The organism is Hydrogenophaga palleronii NBRC 102513, assembly GCF_001571225.1.
Lineage (GTDB): Bacteria > Pseudomonadota > Gammaproteobacteria > Burkholderiales > Burkholderiaceae_C > Hydrogenophaga > Hydrogenophaga palleronii.
Map to the genome: position 1 here is coordinate 1 of NZ_BCTJ01000050.1, position 20,724 is coordinate 20,724.

General features: G+C 61.3%; 18 protein-coding genes and 1 pseudogene. 5 read left to right on the forward strand and 14 right to left on the reverse strand.

Going from position 1 to position 20,724, the window contains the following annotated elements:
* Nucleotides 1–65: 65 nt before the first annotated feature.
* The 4 genes from HPA01S_RS20715 to HPA01S_RS20730 all read right to left on the reverse strand — a co-directional run bounded on the left by HPA01S_RS20715 (nt 66) and on the right by HPA01S_RS20730 (nt 5,394).
* Complete coding sequence (locus HPA01S_RS20715; protein ID WP_066273097.1) at nt 66–902, reverse strand: shikimate dehydrogenase family protein; 837 nt, start codon at nt 900–902, stop codon at nt 66–68.
* Nucleotides 899–1,987 carry an FAD-dependent oxidoreductase gene (locus tag HPA01S_RS20720; RefSeq protein ID WP_245638712.1) on the reverse strand — a complete coding sequence of 363 codons (1,089 nt, stop codon included), beginning with the start codon at nt 1,985–1,987 and terminating at the stop codon, nt 899–901. Before HPA01S_RS20720 ends, HPA01S_RS20715 begins: the two co-directional genes overlap by 4 nt.
* Nucleotides 1,988–2,053: 66 nt before the next feature.
* Nucleotides 2,054–3,037, reverse strand: coding sequence for a Bug family tripartite tricarboxylate transporter substrate binding protein (locus tag HPA01S_RS20725; protein ID WP_084360867.1), 984 nt, complete (start codon nt 3,035–3,037; stop codon nt 2,054–2,056).
* Between the two features lie 44 nt (nt 3,038–3,081).
* A complete protein-coding gene (locus tag HPA01S_RS20730; RefSeq protein ID WP_370671004.1) occupies nt 3,082–5,394 on the reverse strand; it encodes an FAD-dependent oxidoreductase in 2,313 nt (770 codons plus the stop codon).
* 67 nt (nt 5,395–5,461) lie between these two features.
* On the opposite strand from HPA01S_RS20730, the gene HPA01S_RS20735 reads away from it, so the two are divergent.
* The 3 genes and pseudogenes from HPA01S_RS20735 to HPA01S_RS22860 all read left to right on the forward strand — a co-directional run bounded on the left by HPA01S_RS20735 (nt 5,462) and on the right by HPA01S_RS22860 (nt 6,949).
* The gene (locus tag HPA01S_RS20735; RefSeq protein WP_084360868.1) at nt 5,462–6,391 is read left to right on the forward strand and encodes a LysR family transcriptional regulator; all 930 of its coding nucleotides are present in this window, start codon (nt 5,462–5,464) and stop codon (nt 6,389–6,391) included.
* 6 nt (nt 6,392–6,397) lie between these two features.
* Nucleotides 6,398–6,517, forward strand: a pseudogene (locus HPA01S_RS23245) (integrase core domain-containing protein); the annotation flags it as partial.
* Nucleotides 6,518–6,595: 78 nt separating this feature from the next.
* On the forward strand, nt 6,596–6,949 hold the full coding sequence (locus HPA01S_RS22860) for a Dabb family protein (RefSeq protein WP_084360869.1): 354 nt from the start codon (nt 6,596–6,598) through the stop codon (nt 6,947–6,949).
* A 377-nt stretch (nt 6,950–7,326) separates the two neighbouring features.
* Here HPA01S_RS22860 and HPA01S_RS20745 read toward each other — a convergent pair whose 3' ends face one another.
* The 5 genes from HPA01S_RS20745 to HPA01S_RS20755 all read right to left on the reverse strand — a co-directional run bounded on the left by HPA01S_RS20745 (nt 7,327) and on the right by HPA01S_RS20755 (nt 13,104).
* Nucleotides 7,327–8,652, reverse strand: a complete 1,326-nt coding sequence (locus tag HPA01S_RS20745; RefSeq protein WP_157085120.1) for a DUF3987 domain-containing protein — start codon at nt 8,650–8,652, stop codon at nt 7,327–7,329.
* A 93-nt stretch (nt 8,653–8,745) separates the two neighbouring features.
* A complete protein-coding gene (locus HPA01S_RS20750) occupies nt 8,746–9,972 on the reverse strand; it encodes a YagK/YfjJ domain-containing protein (RefSeq protein WP_084360871.1) in 1,227 nt (408 codons plus the stop codon).
* 621 nt (nt 9,973–10,593) lie between these two features.
* Nucleotides 10,594–10,920 (reverse strand): helix-turn-helix transcriptional regulator, encoded by a 327-nt coding sequence (locus tag HPA01S_RS22865; protein WP_084360872.1) that lies wholly within the window; start codon nt 10,918–10,920, stop codon nt 10,594–10,596.
* 156 nt (nt 10,921–11,076) lie between these two features.
* Nucleotides 11,077–11,781: a hypothetical protein gene (locus tag HPA01S_RS23250; RefSeq protein ID WP_157085121.1), complete on the reverse strand. Its 705-nt coding sequence runs from the start codon at nt 11,779–11,781 to the stop codon at nt 11,077–11,079.
* Nucleotides 11,782–11,904: 123 nt separating this feature from the next.
* Nucleotides 11,905–13,104, reverse strand: coding sequence for a tyrosine-type recombinase/integrase (locus HPA01S_RS20755; RefSeq protein WP_066273116.1), 1,200 nt, complete (start codon nt 13,102–13,104; stop codon nt 11,905–11,907).
* A gap of 347 nt (nt 13,105–13,451) precedes the next feature.
* On the opposite strand from HPA01S_RS20755, the gene HPA01S_RS23255 reads away from it, so the two are divergent.
* The gene (locus tag HPA01S_RS23255) at nt 13,452–13,577 is read left to right on the forward strand and encodes an Arm DNA-binding domain-containing protein (protein ID WP_174525312.1); all 126 of its coding nucleotides are present in this window, start codon (nt 13,452–13,454) and stop codon (nt 13,575–13,577) included.
* Between the two features lie 191 nt (nt 13,578–13,768).
* Here HPA01S_RS23255 and HPA01S_RS20760 read toward each other — a convergent pair whose 3' ends face one another.
* The 5 genes from HPA01S_RS20760 to HPA01S_RS20780 form a co-directional block, all read right to left on the reverse strand.
* A complete protein-coding gene (locus HPA01S_RS20760) occupies nt 13,769–14,929 on the reverse strand; it encodes an acyl-CoA dehydrogenase family protein (protein WP_066273118.1) in 1,161 nt (386 codons plus the stop codon).
* A 15-nt stretch (nt 14,930–14,944) separates the two neighbouring features.
* Entirely contained in the window at nt 14,945–16,486 is a 1,542-nt protein-coding gene (locus tag HPA01S_RS20765; RefSeq protein ID WP_066273124.1) for an AMP-binding protein, read from the reverse strand.
* Nucleotides 16,487–16,555: 69 nt separating this feature from the next.
* Nucleotides 16,556–17,572: an NADPH:quinone oxidoreductase family protein gene (locus HPA01S_RS20770; protein WP_245638713.1), complete on the reverse strand. Its 1,017-nt coding sequence runs from the start codon at nt 17,570–17,572 to the stop codon at nt 16,556–16,558.
* Nucleotides 17,569–18,549 (reverse strand): Bug family tripartite tricarboxylate transporter substrate binding protein, encoded by a 981-nt coding sequence (locus tag HPA01S_RS20775; RefSeq protein WP_084360873.1) that lies wholly within the window; start codon nt 18,547–18,549, stop codon nt 17,569–17,571. Before HPA01S_RS20775 ends, HPA01S_RS20770 begins: the two co-directional genes overlap by 4 nt.
* Before the next feature lie 32 nt (nt 18,550–18,581).
* Nucleotides 18,582–19,688 (reverse strand): CaiB/BaiF CoA transferase family protein, encoded by a 1,107-nt coding sequence (locus HPA01S_RS20780; protein WP_066273120.1) that lies wholly within the window; start codon nt 19,686–19,688, stop codon nt 18,582–18,584.
* Between the two features lie 85 nt (nt 19,689–19,773).
* On the opposite strand from HPA01S_RS20780, the gene HPA01S_RS20785 reads away from it, so the two are divergent.
* Entirely contained in the window at nt 19,774–20,568 is a 795-nt protein-coding gene (locus HPA01S_RS20785) for an IclR family transcriptional regulator (protein ID WP_066273121.1), read from the forward strand.
* Nucleotides 20,569–20,724: the final 156 nt, after the last annotated feature.

The following is a 20,724-nucleotide window of genomic DNA, read 5'->3' on the forward strand; positions in this document are numbered from 1 at the left end:
AAGGGCTCGCGTCCACCGGCGGTCAGGGTCAGCAGGTCGCTCATGGGTAGGCTCCGTTGGGGATATCAGTACGCGAGCCGCGCGCCAGCGCGCAGCGCATCGGCCGTGGTCGTGGGCAGGCCGAAGAATTCGAGGTACGCGGGGATCTGCTCGAAGAGCATGTCGGTGCCGATCTGCACCGCGCAGCCCCGAGCCGTGGCGGCCTGCAGCAGCGGTGTCATCTCGGCCTTCATCACCACCTCGCCCACGAAGGTGTGGGGCGAAAGGCGGTCCACGTCCAGTGGCAGGGGGTCGTCGGCGTTCATGCCCAGCGGTGTGGCGTTGACGACCAGGTCGAAACCGCGCGGGTCGTTGTCGCCCGCAAACACCTCCAGCGCCGGGTGGTGCTGGCGCAGCCGCTCGACCAGCGCGCGGGCCGAAGCGGGGTTCGCGTCGAACAACGCCAGCGCGCCCACGCTGGCACCGGCCAGCGACGCGGCAATGGCGCTGCCCACGCCGCCGCTGCCCACCACCAGGGCGCGCGCGCCCTGCAGGCGCAGGCCCTTGCGTCGCACGCCGCGCACGAAGCCCTCGCCATCGAACATGTCGCCCACCAGGCGGCCATCGGCATCGCGCCGCACGGCGTTGCACGAACCGGCCACCTTCACCGCCACGCTGCTGTCGTCCAGCAGCCCCACGGTGGTGGCCTTGTGCGGCATGGTAATGAGCGCGCCGACCGCGTTCTCCAGCGCGAAGAAGCTGCGCAGCACCGGCACGAAGTGTTCGGACCGGCAGCCCATGGGCACCACCACGGCGTTGATGCCCGCCGACTCGAAGTACGGGTTGTAGATCATCGGCGACTTGAAGGTGTGCGTCGGGTAGCCGATGTGGGCGATCAGCCCGGTGTGTCCGTCGATGTTCATGGGTCGACCAATGCGCCACCGGCCACCAGCGCATCGCGCAGCCGCGCCGCGTCGACGCTGCGCACGTTCACCGCGCCCTCGCCTTCGCAGGCCAGCGCGGCGTGCGTGGCCGAGATGCCGCGCCCGGCCACCAGCGCGTTGCTGATGCCTTTGGGAATGAAGCTGCGGTAGGGAATCTGGTACGCGTGGTCGTCGCCCATCGACGAATAGATCAGCTCGCCGCCGGCAGCGGGATAGATGTCGATCGGGTACGCGCCGCAGGCAATGCCGTCGGCGAACACCACCGGCTGCGTAAGCTCCTGTGCCGTGAGCACGTGTTCGCCCTCGACGCGGCGCGTCTCGCGAATGCCGACCTGCCTGACCAACGCCCGCAACCGCCCGTCTTCGCAACCCGGCAGGGCGCGGCGCAGATAGCCCGCGGCCTTCCTGGCCTGCCGCCGTCCTTCGATCTCGGCCTGGCTCAGCGCCGTGGCGTCGGTCGCGTCGATGCCCAGGCGGCTGATGTTGAACCAGCCGTCGCTGGAATAGGGGTCGCGCGAGGAATGCAGCGCGGCGCGGGCCAGTTCTCCGCTCTCGAAAGCCTGGCGCGCCAGGGCTTTCGTCTCGGCGGGGGTGGTCGCGTCGAAACGATCGAAGTCGATCGCGCCGAAGCGGAACATCATGGTCGCAGGTTGCAGGGCGTCGCCCTCTTCCACCGACAGGAAACGCGCGCCCGCGCGGTGCAGCACGTCGATGTCGCCGGAGATGTCGATCACCACGCGCGGGTGCACGTCGATCACGCCGCTCTTGGTGAGCAGCCGCACGGTGTGGATGCGCTCGCCCTCGCGCACCACGTCGCACACCTGGGCGTGCAGCATGGGTTGCACGCCGGCTTCGGTCACCATGTCGTCGAGCACGAGCTTTAGCACCTCGGGTGCGCACTCCACGCGGTCCATCTGGTGCCCGATGGACATCACGAACACCTGGCGCTCACCCGCCGCCTCGTAGCCGCGCAGCCGCTGCACCACCTCGTCGGCCAGGCCCGCCACCACGCGGCGACCGGCCTCGGTCTGCCTGCATGTCCTCCACTGAAAAGAAGAATACAAGCATTCGTCAATCCAACTATCGCTGACCACCACACAATGCTTGGCAACTTTGATACCGGGGTTGCCTCACTGCGCGCGCAAGTTCAGGCGCTGGATCAACGCACTCCAGCGTGTAGTTTCGCTTTCCATAAAGTGGCCGAATTGGATGGGTGTGCCTTCCATACTTTCCGCGCCCAACCCTTGCAACCTTTCTCGCACCGCAGGCAAAGCCAGCGCCTTGTTCAATTCCGTATTGAGCTTTTGCACCACCGCAGGGGGGGTGCCGGCGGGTGCGATCAGGCCGTACCAACCGGTGATGTCGAACTTTGGCACGCCGCTCTCAGTCACCGTGGGCACCTGTGGCACCACAGCCGAGCGCTTGGCGGAGGTCACGGCGAGCATGCGCACGCGGCCTGAGCGGGCCAATTCCATCGAACTCGAAACGGTATCGACTCCTGCTTCGATTTCCCCGGTCAGCACCGCCGTCAGCACCGCACTGCCGCCCTTGTAGGCGATAGCCTTGACGTCCACTTTGGCATCGCTCTTGAGTTGTTCAGTGGCCAAGTTGGTCAGAGTGGCACCACCGCCGGTGCCGAAGTTCAGCTTGTCGGGGTGTTTGCGCGCATCGGCCACCATGTCCTGCAGCGTCTTGTAGGGCGAGTTGGCGTTGACCAGGATCACCACCGGCGTTGAAGCCACGCCCCCGATGGGAGTGAAGCTCTTGACCGTGTCGTATGGCAGGTTGCCGTAGTAGGCTCCGTTGCCTGTATGGCCACTGGACACCAGCATCAGCGTGTAGCCATCAGCAGGCGCTTTCGCGACTTGTGTGGCTGCAATGGTGCCGCCAGCACCTGCCTTGTTCTCGACCACGATGGCCTGCCCCAACGCCGGTCCGACGGTGTCGGCCACGATGCGAGCCAGAATGTCCGCTGGACCACCCGCTGCGAAGCCCACGACGATCTTGATGGGCTTGTTGGGATAGCCCCCGTCCTGTGCGAACGCGGTGTGCGAGAGCAGGGTGCTGGCCGCGATCAAGGCGCCAAGCGCCCAACGAGATGATACGAATTTCATGGTTGTCTCCTGGTTTTTCAATTTGAAGCGCTACGTCCTGCGCGTCAATACACGCGGATCTCGAACACCTGGGCGCTCGGTGCACCGTTGGTGGCCTCGACCACCAGACGAAGGGCCTGGGCCTGCACGGGCGGGTCCAGCGTATGATCGCGGCGCCGCGCACGGTTGCCTGTCTCGCGCAGCAGGGTCTGCCAAACGCCGTTGACGTGCGCGTCGATGCGGTAGTCGCGCACCAAATCGCGAAAGATGCGAAACGGTGTTGTGAACTTGTGCAGGTTGTTCAGGTGTTCGTTGACGTCGGCGTTGAACGTCAGCGACACGTCGCGAATGGTGGGCGCGCTTTCCCATGCCAGTTCGATCCAGGCCTCGCTCTGGGCCTCGCTCGCCAATGGAGCCGACTGCCAGAGATTGGGCCCCCCGAAGGGGCGTGCCAGACCGTTGTTCGCCTGCGCGGGTTCAAAGGCCTGTGTATCCGGGAAGGCGCGGAAGCACAGCGGACGGCGCAGCAGGGGTTTCATGTCCCATTCGAGCGCGCCGGGTGGGTAGGCGTCGGTGCCATCGGGGTGAAACTGGTTGGGTACCGGCTCGGGCTTGTGCACATAGGACAGCGTGCCAGTGTGGGCATGCTCGTCGGTGTGCAGGCTCACGCCGTCGACCGCGCGCACGATGACGCAGGCGTTGCCCGGAGCATCGGGCTTCCAGGTCAGAGGCACGTCGATCCACTGGTGCTCGCCTGGCTGGACCTGCACCGTCGCCTGCGCGACCTGCGAGTGCGGCAAGTAGTTTTCTTCGCGCTCCACTGCCCAAAGCTCGATCTGCATTGAAGCGGCCTTGCTCGCGCTCACCAGCAGTTCGATGCGCTCGAGCGCCGGATGGATCGGCAGCACGAAAGCAAGATCGCGCTCCAATGAACAAGCCGCCGCGGCATCTTCCACCGCCATGCGTCGCTGCCACGAAGACGCACTCACCTGGGCCTGGGTGGCGAAATTGTTCGTGTCCACGAGGCGCAGGCCCATGACCGGCGCGTCCTGCTTCAACAACTGCAACTGCAGGTCGCGGATGTGCTGGGTACCCAGATTGCGGGGTGTGCACGTCTTTTGTAGGCAGAGCGCGGCTGCCGTCCCAACCGCCTCGCCCATGGCCGCACAGGTGGCCATGACGCGCGTAGCGCCAAAGCCCGCGTGGCTGGCGCTGATGTTGCGCCCGGCGAACAGCAGATTGTCTACGTTAGCGGAGTACAGGCTGCGATAGGGAATGTGGAACACGCCGTTGCCGTACATGTTCTGTGCTGCGCCACGTGTGTCGTACATACCCTTGGTGGGGTGTAGGTCCACCATCCAACCACCGTAGGCAACGCGATCGTCGAACCGTTCTTGCGCGATCACTTCGGTTTGCGTGAGCATGTGGTCGCCCACCAGTCGACGCGACTCGCGCTTGCCCGGCAATGAACCGACCCACTCCAACGTGAGGTTATCGGCATCGAACTTGCCGGAGTTTTTGATGTAGTCCCAGATGCCGTAAATCGCGCTCCAGAGTTCATCACGGATCGCCGCGTCGTCGTGGATGGTGTCCATCTCGCCGCCGGTTTCGATCCACCAGTAGCGCGCACCGGAGTCCCCTGTGGACAGAATGCGGTGCAGCGGAATCGTGGTCTGTGTGATATCGCGTGCGAACGGCGGCGCGATGAATTCCACCGGCTTTCCCGCGTCCTTCGTGTGGAACAGGATGGTGCTACCCAGGGTGATTGCATCGGGCTGCTCCGGCGCCCACATCTCGTTGAACTCAGCCTTGGCTTCGCGCCCCATGCGGTACTGCGCCTGCGCCAGAAAACCAATGAGCGCGTCACCCGTGCAGTCGATGAAAAGCGGGCTCTCGAAACGGATGCGGCGTTCGGCGCCCATCATCCAGCCGGTGCAGGCAGTGATCGTGCGCTGGCCCTCGGCGCCGGTGGCGTCGAGTTCGTGAACGTCGGTGTTGAGGAACAAGCTGATGTTGGGCTCGGCCTTGACCTTCTCCAGCACCACTAGGTCCCAGATGTACGGGTTGCCCTCCGGGTTGCGGTACTGGTTCTCCACCAGCATCTCGCCGACGATGCCCGACTCACGGGCATATCGGTTGTGCGACAGGCCCGTGGCGCCGCCCACCCACACACGCACTTCGCTGCTGGATACGCCACCAAGCACGGGACGGTTCTGCACCAACGACACCTTCTTGCCCAAACGCGCCGCGGCCACGGCCGCACACACACCTGCCAGACCGCCACCCACCACGGTCACATCGGCCTTCACAACTTCCTGTCTCATTTCGTCTCCGTGTCTACTTGATTGCCTTGGAGTGCTAATCGTAGGCAGACTCAGGCATACACTGAAGTACCAACATAGTCACAGGTCATGATATTTGGTTATGCCTTGCTAAACTGCTCCCATGAAAGTCAGACAGATTGAGATGTTCCGCATCATCATGCAGACCGGCTCCTTCACCGCGGCCGCGCAGGCGCTGCACATATCGCAACCGGGCGTGAGCCGGGCCGCTCGCCATCTGGAAGTCCAGCTCGGCGTGCCGTTGTTCGAACGCTCTCAGGGCCGCATCCGGCCCACGGCCGAGGCGCTGGCCTTGAACACCGAAATCGAGCGCTCGTTCCGCGGGGTGGAGTCGATCCAGCAGTTCGCGCGATCACTCAAACACGGGGCCTACTCCGTGCTGCGTGTCGCATGCAGCCCCAACATGGGGATCGAAGTCGTTCCCAGCGGCATTGCCGCGCTACTAGAAACTCTGCCGGATGCAGCGGTGTCCCTGGAAGTGCTGTCCCGCGCTCAGCAGCAGATGGACGTGTTGCTGGCGGAACAGGTGGATCTAGTGTTTTCGTCGGTCACGATGGAGCACCCCTTGTTCGAATCGCGCCCCATCGGTCATTGGGACATGGTCTGCCTGTTTCCCGCTGGGCATCCGCTGGCTCAGAAGAAGTGGGTGACTCCGCGCGACGTAGCCGAGGAGCCACTGGTGGCTTTTCAGCCCGACACCTTACAAGGACGCGTCATCGAAGAATGGCTGAGTGGGCTAACGCGTCGGCCGGTCGTGCGTGCACAAGTGCGCTCGGGTCAGACCGCGGCATCTCTAGTGGCTAAGCGGGTGGGCATCACATTTGTGGATGGGCTGACGGCCATCGCCGCGCAGCAAAGCGATGATTTGCTGTGGCGACCCATGAAGAGGGTGCCGCGCTTCGCGATTGAGGCCGTTTGGAATCGCCGCCACGCGCCGTCGCAGCAAGCACAACATCTGTGTGATGTCGTGTGCAGAGTGCTCAAAAAAACCTATCAGATCGGGCACCGAATCGATACTAAAAACGAACCGTGAACCAACGCCCTCGCAAGCTGGCAACACCACTACAACTGGCACCGCCCGCACAGCGGCATTGGCGGCTTCGCGCCCATCTCCAGAATCAGCTCATCAAGAAATAGCCTCTTGGCGCTTCACACCTAGGTGCCCTCCCAACTCCTGGGAGATGGCCACCATCAACAATCCAACCAGTGGCGAGCAAGGTGGCGCGGCGGAGCGCGCATGTTATTTTTGTCGTCCCCAATGGACAAATCGGTGAGTCATCACCCGCGTTGCGGGTCAACGAGGTGCCGCTGGCTGAGCGATACCGAGAAGGCGGCACAACTGATAGAGATCCGAGACTTGCTGGAGTCACTTCCCGGCCAAGTTCCCTACGTGAAAAACTTGCGCGTAGGGATCAACGTCGTCAAAAGTCCGCACACTGCGGACGTTGTTCTCTACACGGAGTTCAACGATCTGGAAGCACTTCAGGCGTACCAGCAACATCCTGCGCACTTGGAGATAGCAGAAAAAGTAGGTTCCCTGGTCGGTGAAAGGCGGACCGTCGATTTTTGGCATCCGGCTGAGACTGCATGAGTTTGGATGTCCTCCGGACCGGGGCAATTCGCATCACAACGCGTCAACCTTCTGCATCTCAGAGGTTTTTAGGGCAGGATCCTGTTCACGAAAAGAACTGCAGCGTGGTCGTTGGAAGTGATCGCCGTGCCGATCTACCCTTTACCCCGCTTCAACATCACAGGCCAGCCGGCCGTCTCGGTGCGGCTGTACTGGACAGCCAAATGCGTCCCCACCGGCTGGCGGTCCGCGGCGCGCTATGGCGCCTAGGGCCTGCTACTAGGCCCTAGCGCGCAACTCGAAGCGTCGCTTTGGGGAAAGAGGTATCACCAGCAGGAACGAATGTCAGCAATCCGCACCAGATGGTGGCACCTCCAAGAATGGCGACGCTTCAACGTTCAACGTGGGATCACCGCAGGTGTCACCGCGTGAACGACGGTGCTGCGCCCTGCCCCTGAAAGCACTACCCACCCAGAGGCAACCAGTAGTTGCAATGCCTTTTCCGAACGAGGCCTGGACATCTCCAACGCCGCGAAGGACAGCAGCTGACTTTTGGGCATCCGAGCTCCCGGCTGCCGGTACAGCAGCCCTTCCAAGACCTGCGCATCCAGTTGGATCTGGGGCACCGTGGGCGGTGGCAGCAGCATGCGCATAGCCTCATTGAGAAAATACTCGCAGATCACGCTCGCCCGCTCGATCATCTCTGCCGTCAGCAAGCCCGCAGAGCCTTCGATGAGGTGAAGCACCGCCGCCACGCGGCCCACCATCTGCGGAAACCGCAATGCATGGGGTTTCATCGGCAGAGGCACCTCATGCTGGCCCATCGATTCGCAACGACGACCCACTTGCATCCAGCATCGCTTGGCCTCTTCCGTCAAGTGCAGAAGGGGCAAGGTGCCCACCTCATCGCTGGTCCACACGCTTTGCCGCAACAGGGCCAGCAGGCGATCCTCCCATTCAGGCAACACCTTCGCCGGTCCCATGCGCATTCGCTCTTCGGTGTACTGCGACTCCTGCATCCCAAAGACCTCTGCAACCAATTCACGCGACCCCAAGCCCGAAGTCAGCAAGCGGCCCCCATACTGTTGGATGTACTGCTGCCAAGGACCCGGCGGCATAGTCAGCACCATCCCCATACGCACGTGGTCGCCCACTTGCGCGCCACGAGAGACACGGTTCACCCGGGAGAGGCGTCCATCCCACAGTTTCGAACGGTTCGGAAAAGCCTTCCCCACCGGACTCTTCTGGAATTCTTCACCCTCTTCTTCCACGATCAAACCCGACGTTTGAGGCAGCGCCTCCTTTGACATGTTGCTGAAAAGAATCTGGGAATCGGTGTCCGCATCTCCAGCGGCTGCGAGCTCGGCCCTGCGTTCAGCTTCGAACTGGTAGATTACCTTCAGCAGCAGATTGAGCATCTCGGACTTCCCGTTGGCGGGTTCCGACACGAGGGTGACGAACAGGGAGAGAGGGGTTGGTCGATCCGGGCGAAGCCTCACGTTGGCCACGCCCTGGCAGGCAAAGGCCGCGACGCCCAACATCAAGGGAATGACCGCTTCCAGCGAAATGCCGGAGCGGGTGTGAAGTTCCCAGGCGGTGCGCTGCATCAGGGGTGGCAGCGCATGGTGCAACTTCAAGGCGCGCATGGGATGGGGAGGTGGCGCCACCTGCGGCGGCATGGCGCAGTAAAACGAGTTGATGGGATTGAGAGGATAGTTGTTCATGGTGATCAAAGAAGAAAGAAGCGCTCGGGCGATGGATGCGCCACGGCCCAAGCAATCAAAACGGAGGTGTTCAGCGTGCCGATGGCACGCCACTCAAAGACTGACGACTAGCGGGTAGGCCGCAGCGGAAGGTGCCTGGACTGCGGTGAGCCTGGGCCTCCCCAGTCGGCGCGCTGGCCTCCTGGGCAGCACACCCTTGCGAAAGAGCTTCTGGCCCGCGTAGCCCTTGCTGCGCACATGCAAATCGCTCTTGGCGATATAGTCGATGACCTTGTTGATCAGAGAGTCGCGCTTCGCGGCGTCTCTGTGGTCGACCATCCCGATGCCGCAATATCGGTACTGGCGCTTGTTCTCAGCTCGATTCGCAGCTCGGTAAGCGCCCTCGTGCTGCGTGATGATGTCCACCCAGTAGTTGCCAATGGCAACGCTGTAGTAGGCGTCGTTCTCCACCACCTGGCCATTGAAAAAGAATATGGCATGCGCATGCCAGCCCCTGATCGGCGCGTACTCCAGCTTGATGATGAAGCCCACGCACTCTTCGAAGATGGCGTTGTGCCTGCGGTTGTTCAACAACCGATCCACCTTGCCCTGAAGCGCCTCCAACTCGCTCGCCGGGGCCTGCCAGCCTCCTTCCTCGCAACGCCGCAACAGTTCGTCGCCTTTGAATTTCTCCTGGTATAGGTCAATGCGAATCACCAGCAACTTGGAATGGAGCTCAAAGAGGCCATGCACATACGCTTTCGTGCTCTCCATACGCCTCCTGTATTCACCCAGCCAGTTCGCCTCCCTGCTCCTGAATTTCTTGCTGTGCAAGGTCTTGCGGACGCGCAGAATGAATTCGTTGATGAGATGAGAAACGCGCACCCACTTGAATTCCCCCGGTCGCCCTGACGGCCTTCTGACCAGTGCCTCCGGTTTGTTGTACATGTACTTGTCACCAGCCAGGCGCTTGAACTCGTCTATCAGCAATGCCACCGAAGGGCTGTAGACATCGACCCATCCATGGTGGTGTTTGTCAATGTGCTGCACCGTTGCGATGACTGTGGGCAAGGCGGCCTTCAGGTCCGTAGAGATGTCACCTTTTATCTTTCCTTGATCGGCATAGGGGACCCCAGTGGTCAACCCGATCAACTTGGCGCATTTGTGTAGAAGATGGAACTCTGGCTGGAACGGCACAGGCATGCACAACTCAACTCCTTCAACCACCAACTCCTTGGGGAAGTGATTCAAAGAGATAAACCCATCTTTCGAGGGGAGTAAGCCTCCTGCAAGTGCTTCATCTACAGCGCTATAAAGCCGATTTAGTTTTCTATCGATCATGATGTTTCCTGTATGCTAACGGTACATGTGTAGGGCAGGCCTGCCCTGTTAATCAACATCCATGCGGCGCGGACTCGCGCCCTATGTGCCGCATAGGCTCGACTCAGGAAACCCATCTGAATGTAAAGCCGTTGAATCATTTGATGCACTCAACTCAAAGCACATTCAAATCAGGCAGGGCATTCAGATCAGCTCACTGAGAATGCTTGAGGTAAAAAACAACTTCAAGCGATAAATATATTGAATACATCGCAGAGTATTGATCGAATATCACTCAGGACATTGAACAACATCTAATAGATGATATTTAATAAATAGAATAACCTTAATTCACTCATGTGTTATCGAGACGAGTTTCTCTGTCAACAACAGCAAATCAAGACCAGTTTGGCTCTTTTTTGAACTCAATCGATGTACGCACTTGTGTCATTCGATCAAGGGTCAAAAAAAGATAACCACTAAATCCAACTCAAATCCAGCGATGCAGGCGATGCACGTTGGGCCGGAGCAGACTTCAGCGAGCGCGCAACGAGCTTGCGACGGGTTTGGACGTCTTCGGTCGTGCGAATGGCGAACGCGCACATGCGACAGGGTGGTTTGCACTCATCGCGTGCATGGTAGTCACCGCACTCGAACGCGCGCAGCAAGCCATTCGTCGATCTCGCTCTCTATCCAGGCAATAGCACCGCCTGTATATGACAGCTTGATCGGGACCGGGAAGCTGGGATCGTGACGCGGTGAATTGGGGTTGAGCCAGTCATACACCGTCGATCGCCCGATATTGCCCAACCGCTTGCGCAAGTCTGGCAACCGGATAAGTTTGATCGGGTGATACGATGTGCGTGAAGCGCCGGCCGTCACTGCTGGCTGCTTCCCGCGTTCAAGATGGGGAGCCGTGGGAATCGTGTGGAAACGATCCCTGCGGTAAGTTTCATATTCATGGGCCATCGAGAGATCCTTTCATTTGAACTCGATAAGCCTAGTTTGCCCATGCTGGGACCTCTTTGCTACGGCGTGTGCTGAGCAAACCGGAACGCGAAGAAGAAATTGGGCAAAAAAAAGCGCCCTTGGGGCGCCATATAAGTCCAACCAAGGACAAGGGAACTAAATCTCATCTTTCGAGAGACTTGGCGAGAACAACCGTGCACGCTCTGGCATTAATCCAAGCCAGTCGTAGATGGTCGCCACTTTTACGGGGTGAAGATGCTCGTGGTTCTTCATGACATACTCGTTGACTTGAGCATGGATATTCTCGGCAGCCTGAAGACGCGATCGCCAACCCTTGAGTGGAGGACGATTATTGCGCGCAAGCGTGAATGCGTGTTCTTGTATTTTCCCGTAAATCGCCTTTTTACCCTTTGCCCCTTTTAACGCCAGCTCTCGGTCATCTTGCTTTTTAGCGACACCCATCCCTTTTCCAGCAACTGCCACTCCCGCCCAATAACAGCCGTCAGCCATATACGACCATGCTTTATTGATGTCGCTTTCCTTTTTCCATTCACCCAATGCCCTAAGGATAAAAATAGTAGCAACTATGATTGGACCTAATGCAAGCTCAGCAATATATCGATCATCAACAGCAACATCCGCCTTGAAGGCTTGCTTCACCATCTCCATCGGGTCCTCCGTATCTGGGTGAACACTTTGCCCGATCATCATCATGAATTTATCAAACGGGATATTGCGCCCATCTTTTTTTAGAAGCAGCTGATAGCAGCTATCTAAATTTCCCAACATGATAGATGCAAATCTCTCAAGCCCGAGTTCAGTGCGAGGCGGGCGGGGATACTTTGGATTGTCTACAGCCATGGGTGTGGAAGTTTGAATAAATATTGGGCTGCTTAAGGCCGATCACCGGCATCGCGTGCCCGCAGCCAACCTCCTGCCCGTTTCAACAGTTAGTTGCGCGCTCCGTGCAGCGTGTCTAGAAGATTAATCAAATTTTAGAGTACAGAACTTTGCCCATTCCGTCATCATCTGGCGACGTTTCTCCAAGCCATCGCCTCTTCGATAGGCCGCTTCGACCTTGTTGTCTAGCACATGCGCGAGCGCTTGTTCAGCCAGCTCTCTTGGGTATTGCGTTCGCTCACCCGCCCAGTCGCGGAAAGTGGATCGGAATCCATGGGGCACGGCATCGACCTCCATGCGCCGCATGACTGCCGTCAACGACATATCGGAAAGCTGCCCGCCACGCGGCGCATAAAAGATTTGCTCCCCCTTCTCCAGCCGTGGCAAGGCCTTGAGAAGTTGCAACGCCGCGGCCGAGAGCGGTACCCGGTGCTCCTTGCCAGCCTTCATGCGCTCGGCGGGTACGGTCCAGATGCCGGCGTCGAGATCCATTTCTGACCAGCAAGCTCCCCGCGCTTCACCACTTCGTGCGGCAGTCAGGATGGTGAATTCCAGCGCTCGCGCGGCCATGCCTTCGCGTAGGCGCAGCTCCTTCATGAATGTTGACATCTCATCGATGGGCAAGGCTCGGTGGTGTTTCACCTTCTTGACCTTGCTGGGTGCCGCCAGCAGATGATCGAGGTGGCCTTTCCAACGGGCCGGGTTCTCGCCGCTGCGGTACTTACGCACGGTGGCCCAGTCCAAGACGCTTTCGATTCGTCCCCGCACTCGGGAAGCCGTCTCATTCTTGGTCTTCCAGATGGGCTCCAGGACTTTGAGGACCTGCTCCTGGCCCACATCACGCACGTGCAGCTTGCCCATGATGGGATAGGCATACGTCTTCAAGGTGGCTTCCCATTGGGCGCGGTGCTTGGCGTTCTTCCAGGTGTCTCCGTGGGCTTCGATATAGGCCGTGGCTGCTTGCTCGAAGGTCTTCTCGCTCATCTGCTGTACACGCAGTTGGCTGATAGCCGCCTGGCGTTGAGCGATGGGATCGATCCCCCTGCCGATATCGTCACGCGCCTGCCGGGCTTTCTCCTTGGCGTGAGCCAGAGGGACGTCTGGAAAACCACCCAGCCCCATGTGCCTGCGTTTGTCGCCGGCCATGAAGCGCAGCACCCACGAACGCGCCCCAGCTTCATTGACGTACAGGTACAGTCCCGCCACACCACCCACAGCGTGGTGGCCCGCTTCCTTCAGACGCCCCACCTCTAGCGCTGAGAGTTCCTTTGCTTTTCTGGCCATAAATCCTCAGATTTTTGATCTACCATCCTTTCTACCATATAGGTTTGGATTGGAGATGATTGGAACGGACGAGCTTGGACAGCACGACAACAGGCCCCATAGGGAGATCGTGTTCAGACTGGACAATTTCGGACCGGTTGGAATGCATCTATGGCAGACACCCTCTCCGCCACACACCAGTCCCAGCTGGTCCAAACTGGTCCAAAAAGCCCGCGTAAGTGGGCTTTTTCATTGGGGGAATCGCCCTTAGTCCTCCTAGGTGGTCCTTTGACATCTAGTGCATGGAGGGGGCAAAGTTGGGGGCACAGACGGACAAAGTCCCCCGTCTGCCAGGAGATTCCCCCACCATGGCCCTCACCGACACCGCGTGCAAGAACGCGAAATGTCCCCAAGACAAACCCCGCGCGCGGCTGACCGACAGTGGCGGCCTCTACCTTGAGGTGGCGCCCACCGGCGGCAAGCTCTGGCGCTGAAAGTACCGGTACGCTGGCAAGGAAAAGCGGCTCGCGCTGGGCTGGAGTGCGCCGTGGCCGCCGTTACGACAACACTGAGCGCCCCGAGTTGCGCCACGCCACAAGCAACGACAAGTTGGAGGCTGGTTGATGCTTACACGAACCCACCTGGCCAGGGCACAACCATGCCCTTGCCAGGCCAACCGTTCATTTCAGGCCGATCGTTTCCCCAGTATCTCCCGAGCCATCACCATCTTCATGATTTCCGTGGAGCCCTCCATCTGCTTGCACATGCGCAAGTGGTTGTAGAAGTCCCCGAAAGGGTAGTCGTCGAGCGCCAGGCCCCGGCCGCCCAGGATCTGCATGCAGCGGTCCACCACGCGCAGACCCGCGTCGATGCAGTAAGCCTTGACGGTGGACGACTGGAGCCGCGAGTTGTTGTAGCCGCCCCGATCCACCATCCACGCTGCGTAGTAGGTGTTCCAACGGATGGATTCTGTATCGAAGTGGTTGTCCGTCAGCATCCATTGAATGGCCTGGTTGTCGCTCAGCTTGCCCCCGAACACGTCACGGCCGGTGGCGTATTCCACGGCGAGCTGCTGGCTGCGCTCGGCCATGCCGAGCGCAAGGCCGCCCAGACGCATGCGGAAGCGATTGAACTGGTGCTGCGCGATTTCAAAGCCAGCGCCCTCCTCTCCAAGCAAGTTTTCGGCAGGCACGACTACGTTGTCAAGCTTCACCTCCTGCTCTATGCCCCAGGTGCGCGAGATCACCGGAATGTCGCGCGTCTTCTCGAAGCCAGGGGCATCGTTGTCCACCAAGAACACGCTAATGCCTTTGTAGCCTTTGCTCGCGTCGGTCACTGCGGCAACGGCCGTGTAGGAGGCTCCGTGGTGGCCAGTGCGCCACATCTTGGTACCATTGATGACCCACTGGTTGCCATCGAGCACGGCGGTGGTCTGGATTCGCGCCAGGTCGGAACCGGCCTCCGGCTCGGTGAAGCACATGGACCAGCCGGTTGTGCCTTCGAGCACAGGGTACAAGTATTTCTTCCGGATCGGCTCGGGCGCCTTGTACAGCACGGGCCAGGGCGCGAAGGGGCCGCCGGGCATGCGGCGGGGCGCCTTGGCGAATTCCGTGAGCACGATCACGTCTTCCATGGCGCCCAGGCCCTGGCCACCGAACTCCTTGGGCACGATGAGTTTGCTCAGGCCGTATTCGTTCAGCTTGCTCTTGAGCCGAGTGGTGAGCTCGGAACTGTATTCGGCGGCGGTGACTGGCCAATTTCGGTAATCGGGCAGCACCTCGATTTCAATGAAGGTTCTGGCGCGGTGTTGCAGGTCGAGTTGCGCTTCGGTGAGCTCGAAGTTCATGGAAGAATTCCTGGTTCAGAGGGGAGAGGATTTGAGGGAAACAGCAGCAGCGGCCGCGCGGTACTGATCGCGCACAAGGCGCTTTAGCAGCTTGCCGGTTTCGCTGCGCGGCAAGGCGGTGGCGAAGTCCACGCTGCGCGGACATTTCACGTGGGAGAGGCTCTTGCGGCAATGCGCCACCAACAGCGCGGCGGTGTCGTCAGAGGCCTGGGCGGGGTCTTTGAGTTCGACCACCGCTTTCACCTCTTCGCCGAAGTCGGCATGGGGCACGCCAATGACGGCCACGTCGTGCACGAGCGGGTGTTCAAGCAGCACGTTTTCGGCTTCCTGCGGGTAAATGTTCACGCCGCCGGAAATGATCATGTTTGCGCGCCGGTCAGTTAGGTAGAGGTACCCGTCCGCATCCACATGACCGATATCGCCGAAGGTTGCCCATCCCTGCGGGGTGTGGGCTTCCAGAGTTTTGGCGGGGTCGTTGTGGTACTGGAAGCGGGGACCACCTTCAAAGCAGACAAGGCCGTCGGCGCCGGTCGCGCATTCCCTCGCCTGCGGATCAACGATGTGCAGATGGCCTTGCACTGCCTTGCCCACTGAGCCGGGGTGTTGCAGCCACTCGGCGGCCGAGATGGCGGTGGCGCCTGCGCGCTCGGAACCGGTGTAGTACTCCCACAGCATGGGGCCCCACCAGTCGAGCATCTGCCGCTTGATTTCAATGGGGCAAGGGGCGGCCGCGTGCAAGGCCTGCCGGTGGCTGGAAAGGTCGTAGCTCTGTCGCGTTGCCGCCGGCAGGTTGAGCAGGCGAACGAACATAGTGGGCACCCATTGCGAGTGGGTCACGCGGTGGGCCTCGATGGCGGCAAGCGCCCGCTCGGCATCGAACTTGCGCATGGACACGACGGTGCCGCCGTTGGCCAGACAGCGGATGGAAAAGCGCAGTGGCGCCGCGTGGTACAGCGGCGCGGGGGAGAGGTATACGCTGTGGCGGTCCAAGTTGAAGAACGAAGTCCAGCTGGCGGTTTGCATGGCCTGCATCAGTGCCTTGTCACCGCTCATTGCGTGGCGGATGCCCTTGGGGCGGCCGGTGGTTCCTGATGAGTACGCGAAGTCCAGCCCCAGTGTGCGTTCAGGCAATTCGGGCACCGAACCCTGAGACACGATGCCCGCGTAGGCCGGCGCATCGACGAACAGCATCTCCAAGACATCACGCCGGGCCGCGTCGAGCGAGTCGATCAGCCCCGAGAAGGCGGCCTCGGTGATGAGCACGCGGGCACCGGAGTCTTCGAGGATGTACGCGAGTTCCCCGCTGGTGAGATGGGTGCTTACCGGCACGTAGTAGAGGCCCGCTCGCCGCGCGGCGAAACAGGCTTCGAAGTATTCAAGCCGGTTGCTCAGCAGCACGGCAATGACTTCGCCCTGCGCATGGCGCTCGGCGAGAAAGTTGGCGAGCCGCGCGGAGCGTTCGTGCAACTGGCCGTGGGTGAGGGTGTCGCCGGTCTCGACGATGGTGACGGCGGTCTTGTTCGGCCGGTTGGCCGTGGGCATGGCGGGTGTGATCATGGAGGCAATGTAGTTGCCAGGTTCATAGTGATGCATCATGGATGTGATGGATGTCAATGAACGATGCCATCAATCCTGCAGTCGAACCACGAGCTTTCCCATGACGCTGCGGGACTCGATCCGGCGGATGGCTTCGGGGGCCGATGCCATGTCGAACACATCGGTCACCTGGGGCTGAATGCGGCGTTGCGCCCATAGGTAGAGCAGCGCGTCCACGTTGCGTGCGTTGGCGTCGGGCTCTTCGTTGACGAAGGCGCGCCAGTCCACGCCGATGATGTGGCAGCGCTTGAGTAGGGTGAGGTTCAGCGGCATGCGGGGAATGCCGGCGGTGAAGCCGACGACGAGATAGCGCCCGCCACTGCCAAGGCTGCGCAGCGCGGGTTCGGCATAGGCGCCTCCAACGGGGTCGAACACCACGTCAACACCTTCGGGGGCCAGGGTTTTCAGTTGCCTGGCCAGCGCTTTCTGGGCGTCACCAGGTTGGAGGTCGGCGTCGTAGACAAGCCCGTCCACCGCACCGCACGACTTCGCGAAGGCCAGCTTCGCTTCGCTCGACGCGCAGGCCAGCACGCGCGCACCCGCCGCGCGGCCGAGGTCGATGGCGGCCGAGCCCACGCCACCGGCGGCACCGAGCACAAGCAGGGTTTCGCCGGGCTGAAGCTGTGCCGCGTCGTGCAGGGCGTGGTAGGTGGTAGCGTAGGTGAAGAGGAACGCCGCCGCCTCGGCGGGCGGGAAGCCGGGCGGGATGCGGACGCAGCGTTCCTGCGAGAGCGCGATCCATTCGGCCATCGCGCCCCAACCGCAGCGGCCCAACACCGTGTCGCCCACCTGAAAGCGGGACACGCCCGAGCCCACGCCTTCCACAATGCCGCACAGCTCGCCTCCCGGTGCAAAAGGGCGTGCGGGCTTCACCTGGTACAGGTCGCGGATAAGCAGGCCGTCCGGGTAGTTGATGCCCACCGCCTTCACGCGCACCAGCAGCTCACCTTCGGCGGCCTTGGGCAAAGGCACATCGTCAAACACCAGCGTTTCCGGACCGCCGGGGAAATGGCTCAACCAGGCTTTCATGTGGGCGGGCACGTTCATTCGGCCTGGAGGTTGAAGCGCTCGATGAGCATGGCCCAGCGGGCCTGGTCGTTGCGCATGACCTTGCTGAACTCTTCGGCGCCGATGCCGGTGCTCTGGATGACCTGGGTTTCGAGCACCTTCTGGAGCTCGGAATCGGCAAGCGCGGCACGCACATCGTTTTCAATCTTCAACACTACGGCTTTGGGAGTGGCCGCGGGCACGAAGAGGCCGTGCCAGCCCACCATTTCGAAGCCTGGGTAGCCAAGTTCGCGCATGGTGGGCACGCCGGGCAATTGCTTGACGCGATCCGTGCCTGTGACCGCAAGTATCTTGACCGAGTTGTCGCTGACGCGGACGACGGCCTCGGCAGACGAGAGGAACGCCCAGTCGATGCGGTCAGCAACGACATCAATGACCAGCGCCGGGGTACCTTTGTAGGCAGCATGTGTGGCCTGGAACTTTTTTTCCGAAGCAAGCAGCTCGGACCAGATGTGGCCCGTGTGGCCCACGCCCACCGAGCCGTAGGTGTGGCCCTTGGCCGCCTTTGCTTTGCCGTCCTGCACCAACTGGTCCAACGACGTGATGGTGCCCTTGCCCGGCACGGCAAGGCCCATGGCCTGCCCGCCGATCTGGATGACGGGTGCTACGTCGACGAGAGGTTCGTACGACACGCTCTTGTAGAGCAAGGGGTTCTGGATGATGCCGGTGATGTGGTACAGAATGGTGTGACCGTCCGCCGGGGCCTTGATGACCGACTGCGTGGCGATCATGCCGTTGGCGCCGGGCCGATTCTCGACCACCACGGGCTGTCCCCAGGTTTTAGAGACTTTGTTGGCGATGGACCGGGCGATAACGTCCAGGCTGCCACCAGCCTGGTATGGAACGACGAGGGTCACGACCTTGCTCGGGAATGCCTGCGCAGTGGCCAGACTGGTCGAGAGAAAGCACAGGCCAGCAAAGGATGCGCTGAAGATTCGTTGAGCTTTTGACATCATGGCAGTTGTCTCCTCTTGGGTGGTTTGACGGGTCAGCGGGAACGGTGAAGGGTGGGCTCAATCGTCCATGCATGCAGCACCTGGCGGGCATCGGACGTGTGGCCGGGACTTGCGCGGGACGGCGTGGCGGCAAAGCGGGGAACCGGCGCGGGTTGCATCTCGCCTGCCACCTCTATGAATGCAGTGCGCGATTGCAGGTGGGGGTCGTACAGGCTTTCTTGGAGTGAGTTCACGGGTGCCACGCAGCCATCGGTTCCGGTGAACAACTCAGTCCACTCGTTGCGAGTGCGCTGGGCAAAAACCGCTTGCAAGGTGCGGGCCTGCTCGGCCCAGCCGGCGCGATCGTGCTGGTCGGCGAACAGGGATCCACTCAGCCCCAGGCGCTCCAGCAATTGGCGGTAGAACGGGGGTTCAATGGCGCCTACGGCGATGTGCTGACCATCGCTGCAGCGGTAGGTTCTGTAGAAGGGTGCGGCGCCGTCTAGCGTGTTGCTTTGCCGGGCGTCTCTCCAGAGGCCGGCGTGGCGCAGACCGTGCATGAGCGAAAGCAGCGAGACGGTGCCGTCACAGATCGCGCAGTCCACCACCTGGCCGGCCCCACCCGAGCGAACATGCAGGACCGCAGCCAGCACACCCATTGCGAGGTAGAGCGCGCCGCCGCCGTAGTCGCCGACGAGGTTGAGTGGAACGGCGGGATCTTGCGTGCCGATGGCGTGCAACGCACCAGTGATTGCGATGTAGTCGATGTCGTGCCCCGCGGTGCTGGCGCGGGGGCCGTGCTGGCCCCAGCCCGTCATGCGGCCGTACACCAGGCGCGGGTTGCGGGCGAGTAGCGTGTCGGGACCCAGACCCAGGCGCTCCATGACACCGGGCCGGAACCCTTCGAGCAGCACGTCGGCATGCTCCAGCAACGTCAGTGCCTGCTGTTGCTCATCGGGCAGGTGCAAGTCCAGCGTGATCTGCGTGCGGCTGCGCAGTGTGGCGCCTTTTTCCATGTCTGCATGGCGGGGGCGCGCAATTCGCACGACCTGCGCACCCATGTCGGCCAGCAGCATCCCGGTGAACGACACCGGTCCCAGACCCGCCATTTCCACGACGCGTACGCCGTGCAGCGGCCCATGCGCAGCAAGTTGTTTCATGCGGCCAGTCTAGGTCTCGCATTTTCGCATGGCATCACATATGTGATGATTCACACTCTCTTCTCTTAGTGAAATCCCTGATCCTATGGCACACCACCATGACCTCCTGGCGAGCCCGGATGCGACGGAAAACCCCACCATTAAATCCGCCCGCCGCGTTCTCGAAATCCTGGAGTACTTCGCGCAAGGCGTTCCCTCGGCCACGGTGATGCAGGTCGCCAACGCCTTGGCCTTTCCGCAATCCAGCACCTCGGCGCTGCTGTCCAGCCTCGCTACGCTGGGCTATCTGCGCTTCGAAGCCACCGAGCGCACCTACTCGCCCACGCTGCGCGTGATGCTGCTGGGGTCATGGCTGCAGGACGAGCTGTTCGGGCAAGGTAGCCTGGTGGCCGTGATGGAGCGGCTGCGCCAGCGAACAGGGCACACCGTGATGATCGGACTTCGGCAGGGCGTCCATGTGCGCTTTATCCTTAGCCTGGCGGGGAAGAACGCGGAAGGAATCCGCTACCCGGTCGGCGTGTTGCGTCCCGTCTGCCGTTCCGCCGTGGGCAAGATCCTGCTCTCGGCCCTGTCCGATTCGCAGGTGCTCAAGATAGCGCGGCATGCGAATGCGGAGGAAGACCCGATCAACCGCGTGTCGACGCGCGAGCTGCTGGAAGAAGTGGCCGCGATCCGCGTTCAGGGATGGGCAGCGACGGTGGACTACCCCCTACCCAATCGAGCCACGCTGGCCATGGCGTTGCCGGAGGTGAAGGGGCAACCGCCGATGGCCCTCATCGTAGGCGCCCGAAAGGACATCATGCAGGCGAAACAATCGACGTTTCTGGCCGAGCTGCAAGAGGCCTGCAGGCTTGTGGCAATTGCGCAGGGAGCGGCTTGAACGGCCTCAGCAGCTGAACAGGAAGTTCATCACGCCTCCGTCGTTGACGACGTGTTCTTGCCTTTGGCGCGCATTTCTTTAGCTCTTGACATACCAGATCGAACGCTGCCGCAGCGCCATTCAGCACGAGCGGGCACGCTAACTGACGTCCCCCCC